Annotated in this window: 5 protein-coding genes; 3 read left to right on the top strand and 2 right to left on the bottom strand. The window is 45.0% G+C overall.

Going from position 1 to position 6000, the window contains the following annotated elements:
• The first annotated feature begins 288 nt into the window (after positions 1–288).
• From WA338_RS18435 to WA338_RS18425, 3 genes are all read left to right on the top strand, one after another.
• A complete protein-coding gene (locus WA338_RS18435) occupies positions 289–1482 on the top strand; it encodes an esterase (protein ID WP_009778663.1) in 1194 nt (397 codons plus the stop codon).
• A 147-nt stretch (positions 1483–1629) separates the two neighbouring features.
• Positions 1630–1953: a hypothetical protein gene (locus tag WA338_RS18430; protein WP_009778664.1), complete on the top strand. Its 324-nt coding sequence runs from the start codon at positions 1630–1632 to the stop codon at positions 1951–1953.
• A 300-nt stretch (positions 1954–2253) separates the two neighbouring features.
• Positions 2254–3960, top strand: a complete 1707-nt coding sequence (locus tag WA338_RS18425; protein WP_009778665.1) for a GH39 family glycosyl hydrolase — start codon at positions 2254–2256, stop codon at positions 3958–3960.
• A gap of 852 nt (positions 3961–4812) precedes the next feature.
• Here WA338_RS18425 and WA338_RS18420 read toward each other — a convergent pair.
• Both WA338_RS18420 and WA338_RS18415 read right to left on the bottom strand, forming a co-directional pair.
• On the bottom strand, positions 4813–5196 hold the full coding sequence (locus tag WA338_RS18420; RefSeq protein ID WP_009778666.1) for a DUF3037 domain-containing protein: 384 nt from the start codon (positions 5194–5196) through the stop codon (positions 4813–4815).
• Entirely contained in the window at positions 5174–5968 is a 795-nt protein-coding gene (locus WA338_RS18415) for a HipA family kinase (RefSeq protein ID WP_009778667.1), read from the bottom strand. Before WA338_RS18415 ends, WA338_RS18420 begins: the two co-directional genes overlap by 23 nt.
• Positions 5969–6000: the final 32 nt, after the last annotated feature.

Below are 6000 nucleotides of genomic sequence, written 5' to 3'. Positions count from 1 at the left end.
GTGACCAAAAGGCAAACACCATATGTGGAAACCTTTAAATTTGCAGCATAAAAATTTGCACAAACCTTAGAATACAGGCAGGTTTGATTCTTTTTTGGGCAATGCAAAAAAGAATGAATATGAATAGAAGTAAATATTATCAAATATAGGATAGTAGATTCACGAGCTCTTGAATAATAGGGCTAGGGGATGATGGGGATTACCTTCAATTCAACATTGCTTAAAAAAAAAGCAATAAAGAATGCTTAGGATTAGCTAAATTTGAGAGATAACCCATTTTAAATCCTTATGAAAAAATATATAGTCATTGCACTCTTGGGCCTTACAGGTTTGGTGCAAGCGCAGGAAGCCCTATTTAGCGGACAGCAAGTGAGTTCGCCTCAGGTGAATGATGATAAAAGTGTAACCTTTCGTCTGGTAGCGCCACAAGCCGATACCGTTCAGGTGACCGGAGATTTTTTACCATCGGTTAAGGTCGATACCCCAATGGGAAAAGTAGACGGTCCCGGAAAAGCCTTACTTAGCAAAAACGAAGAAGGGGTCTGGACCTATACGACTTCTGTATTAGCACCCGAACTTTACAATTATGCCTTTATCGTAGACGGGTTTAAAACTACCGATCCGGCCAACCCGTTTCTTATACGGGATGTGGCTTCAGTAACCAATATCTTTATCGTTCCTGGGGAGCAAGCCGATCTGTACCGCGTACAGGACGTGCCGCACGGTACCGTGGCGAGCCGTTGGTATGACGCCAAAGATCTAGGTTTTGACCGAAAGCTGTCGGTGTATACACCTCCGGGGTATGAAACCTCAGCTGCTGAATACCCGGTCTTGTATTTACTGCACGGTGCCGGTGGAGACGAGGAAGCTTGGTTGTCTTTGGGACGCGCTGCTCAGATTCTCGATAACCTCATCGCTGAAGGAAAAGCAGAACCTATGCTTGTGGTTATGCCTAACGGAAATGTAGGGCAGGACGCTGCGCCCGGTGCCGGAAGCGACGGTTTTTACACACCCCAGTTTATGACACCGGAAACCATGAACGGTAAATATGAAGCCCAGTTTATGGACATTGTTGCGTTTATAGAAGCCAATTACCGCGTAAAGTCAGACAAGGCACACCGTGCGATCGCCGGTCTTTCTATGGGGGGCTATCACAGTATGCACATCTCCCGCTTTTACCCCAATACGTTTGATTATGTAGGCTTGTTCTCTGCAGCGATTATGCCTCGGGAAGATAAGAGTGATAAAGGCGTCTATGCCAATTTTGACGAAACTTTAAAAGCCCAAAACGAGAATGGTTACCAGCTTTACTGGATCGGTATCGGGAAAACCGATTTTCTGTATGAAGCCAATACGGCCTTTAGAAAACAACTGGATCAAATGGATATGCCCTACGAGTACATGGAAACCGAAGGCGGACACATCTGGAGAAACTGGAGGGTGTATTTAAGTGAGTTTGTGCCGTTGTTGTTTGAAGAATAAGACTAAAGAACATAGAGAAAAGAGCAAAGAGCACAGAGCAAAGATTGTTTAAATATAAAAGTAGAAATCGCATCTTGTAAGCGTTGCACAAAAGTCCTAATACCTATTTTCTCTTAAGGTTAAGTGCCATGATTATAGTTCCAAAAGATGTTTCTGTTCATTTTCTTTGCTTGTCCAAAGAAAACGAACCAAAAGAAAAGACCCTTTTTCTTAGGTATTTTGCCTTATCAGGCAAACCGCAACAAGGCTCCTAAATTTTCTCCAAGGCTTCAAAAATTCTTAACGGAGCCTTATTGCTATACTGAAGAAAAAGAATGCCAAAGCAGAAGCAGTCTTCTTCTATTTTATAAAAATGCTCAAACCGGCATACTTTTTACATCTGTAGTAAAACAAGGAAATGCCGCAGCGTTGGGCAGTGGAGTATGGCCTAGCGCAGCGGTTTGCCATCCGCAGGATAAGGGATTTACGTAGTTTTCAAGGATGTAAAAATAAGCCTAGATTTTTTTGGTTCGTTTTTTCATCGATGGAAAAAATGAACAGAACATGATTAGTTCCAACTCATACTAAAATCGCCGTTAGGCGATAACGCCCAACACCCAACAATCAACCTTAATTTTAAATCTTTAAAAATAAATCGCTTCTAAAAGGACGATAGGCTGTCAAAATCGTGATAATCACAACCGCAGGAATAATAGGAAGGCACTACGTTTCTTAATAAATGTGCTTTGAACATTTTAACGTAACTTATTGAGCTCAATATTATTTACTCTTATGAAACGATTTATAGCTTCTTTATTATCGGTTTTGGTGCTGATGCTTTTAAGCACCAGCGTATTTGCGCAGTACGATAACGTGCAGCCCATTGAAATGACGGTTAATTTAACGCACGAAGACGGTCAGTTACAACCCATCTGGGCTTGGTGGGGATATGATGAGCCCAACTACACCTATATGAAAGACGGGAAAAAGTTAATCAGAGAAATCTCTGAACTGAGTCCGGTACCTGTATTTTTTAGGGCACACAGTCTGCTGGTTACCGGTGATGGCGAAGCGGCACTCAAATGGGGTTCCACCAATGCCTATACCGAAGATGAAAATGGAAATCCCATTTACGACTGGACCATCATCGATACGATTTTTGACACCTACATCGATTTAGGAATGAAACCCCTGGCGCAAATTGGTTTTATGCCTGAAGCCTTATCTACCCATCCCGAACCTTACCGGCACCACTGGAAACCGGGTGCTAAGTATGAGGACATTTATACCGGCTGGGCATACCCGCCTAAGGATTACGATAAGTGGGCAGAACTGGTTTATCAATGGGTTAAACATTCGGTTGACCGCTACGGAAAAGAGGAGGTCGAAAGCTGGTATTGGGAATTGTGGAACGAACCGAACATTGGCTACTGGCGCGGTACGACTGAAGAATACATCAAACTGTACGACTATACGGCTGATGCGGTGAAGCGAGCTTTGCCTACGGCGAAAATTGGTGGCCCTGAAACAACGGGACCGGGTTGGGACAAAGCTGAAACCTTTCTACGTACCTTTTTAGATCACGTGGTTTCCGGCAAAAACTATGCGACCGGAGAAACCGGTGCCCCGCTTGATTTTATAACGTTTCACGCCAAGGGAAGCCCCAAACTTGATGAGGGTACGGTCGTAATGAATATGGGCGCGCAGCTCAACGACATTCGTAAGGGTTTTGAGGTGGTAGCTTCTTACCCCGATTTACGCTATTTGCCTGTGATCATTGGAGAGTCTGATCCTGAAGGTTGTGCCGCCTGTTCTGAAGAGGATTACCCCGAAAATGCCTATCGCAACGGGACGATGTACAGCAGTTATACGGCGGCCTCTTTTGCCCGTAAATACGATCTGGCCAAAGCATACGATATCAACCTGGCCGGTGCGGTGACCTGGGGATTTGAATTTGAAGACCAGCAGTGGTATGCCGGGTTTCGGGATATGGCTACAAACGGCGTCGATAAACCGGTGCTTAACGTATTCCGCATGTTTGGGATGATGGAGTTTAACCGCCTTAAGGTGGAAGGTGATTTTGACTACGACTATAAGAAAATAAGCGATGCTAGTGTGCGCGATAATCCTGATGTGAATGCTCTGGCGTCTCGTGGCGAGAATGCTGTAACCGTTATGGTATTTAATTATCACGACCGGAATGCCATTGAGGTGAAGCCTACCCCTGTAACCTTAAATCTGGAGGCTATACCTTCCAATAAAGTTTTGGTTTCTCAGTATCGGGTAGATGAACAGTTTAGCAATTCCTATACAGCCTATAAAGCGATGGGTTCACCCAAGAACCCAACTCTGGAGCAAATAGACCAATTGGAGCAAGCCGGTCAGTTGGAGCTTTTCACTTCACCGCAGTATATGCAGGTTAAAGATGGGAAACTCACCCTAAACTTGGATCTACCCAGACAGGGTGTAGCTTTGTTTAAGGTGGAGTTTATGCCGTAGTTGTTTGAAGACTAAGATTAAAGAACATAGTGCAAAGAGCAAAGACTGATTAAATAGAAAAGTAGAAATCGGAAATACAAAAGCATTATACACTGTCACTTCGAGCGCAGTCGAGAAGTTTTAGGAAATTAACTAATTTAAATATAATACAAGCTCCCCTCATTTCTAAGGAGGGGAAAGCCCGCGCAGCTGGGCAGGGGTGGTTACTTTTTTTCTATCACAGGCAACCACCCCGTCTACAAGCTAGCACTAAGGCGTATCTTGCAGCCACCCCTCCTCTTTTGAGGAGGGGAACGCTTATATCTAATATTGATGCTTGCTTTTAAAGACAGCGATTAGAACAGATGAGATGCTGAAACGATTCGGAGGAGAAGGGTGCTAGCAGCTTGTGTGATCTCTCCTATCGTCGAGATGACTAGGCCTATTCATACCCGAAGGGTTTAACGAATACAATTTTCCCTCGGTTCAGAATAGCTGCAAGGGCAGAGCGTTAAGGAAAGGTCTAGTAGACCTTTTTAGCGAATGAGCCAGGTGGCGCGTTGGCTTTGATATGGATTACTTTACTTCAAGTAAGAACTACTCTTAGAAAAACGTAAGTAGCGACGCGGAGCTGACAAGGTGGTTTTTGCCTGATAAGGCAAAAAAATCCTAAGCGAGGGTGTCTTTTCTTTTCTGCATCCGACGACCGCAGGGAGAGGAATGCACCTGTTGTGCTATCTAATGCTGGTAGTCGAATTAGTACAAGCAAAGAAAATGAACAGAACATGATTAGTTCCAACTCATACTAAAATCGCCGTTAGGCGATAACGCCCAACACCCAATTTTGAATCATAAATTTTAAACCTTGAATCTTTAAAGAACCAAATCCTCAAACAAACCCTCCAGTGTAGCTTCCAGATCTTCACTAAACCCAGGGTGGGTTTTAGAAGTTTGAATCACCGAACTGCGCGTTGCCGTTAACCAGCGGAAACGTTCTGCAGGTTCCAGTTGTGCGATAGGTCCGCCGTTTTTGGCACCGGCGCAGATCGCTTTAAAGGCTTCCAGATTCTTAGTAACCTGTTCCACGTCGAGTTCAGGGCAAAAGGCTTCCAGTTTTTTGGTATCCAGCTGAAAGCGCATCCCAATAAAGCGTGGGCGTTTGCAATACACCACCACACCTACATTAAAGAATTCCTCGCGTTCTACCTGAGGGACCAGGCGAATGACCGCATATTCATACAAGTGTTTGTCGTGCATCTTTGGCGGTTTTAGTGAATAGATCGGCGTGGGTTAAGCGGGTGCTTAAAAACTGAAAATAAACCTGGCGCAGTGCGTCCGGACGTTCCTCATAGCCTTCCCAGTCGAGCCAGGCATCAGGGATGAGGTTCACCATATGCTGTAAAACCTCGTCGGTGAGCAAGGCTTTGAATTTAGTATTGGCTTCATCCAATTGCGAGGCTTGCGGAAGCAACACGTGATCTTTGATCATCGCAAAAGGCGTAGCGGCACTTTGTTCCCAGTTGGTAAAACTGTGATGAAAATACAAGGTGGCGCCGTGATCGATCAGCCAGAGTTCACGATGCCACATCAGCATATTGGTATTGCGAAACGTACGGTCAATATTGGTCATAAAGGCATCAAACCAAACGATCTCAGAAGCCAGTTGTGCGTCTACCTGGGTGACTGCCGGGTCAAAGTTGATCGCTCCCGATAAGAAATGCAGCCCTATGTTCAAGCCTTGAGAGAACTTCAGCAGATCTTGTATTTCCTCATCGCCTTCGGTACGACCAAAAGCTTCATCCAGATCGGCAAACACCACTTCAGGTACTTTAAAACCCAGATACCTGCCCAGCTCACAGCCTAGCAATTCGGCGATCAGGGCTTTGGGTCCGTGGCCTGCCCCTCTAAATTTCACCACATATTTAAAGCCATCGTCTGCATCGGCAACTGCCGGCAGGGAGCCGCCTTCCCGCAGGGGCGTGATGTAGCGGGTGACGTTGACGTGACGTAATTCAGGGAGTGTTTGCATAATTTCGTTTGAATAGGGTAAAAATACAGTTA

The sequence above is a fragment of the Leeuwenhoekiella sp. CH_XMU1409-2 genome, from assembly GCF_037029365.1.
Classification (GTDB): domain Bacteria; phylum Bacteroidota; class Bacteroidia; order Flavobacteriales; family Flavobacteriaceae; genus Leeuwenhoekiella; species Leeuwenhoekiella blandensis.
Note: the sequence above shows the minus strand (reverse complement) of the source record. Positions and strands in the feature narration are given on the sequence as shown.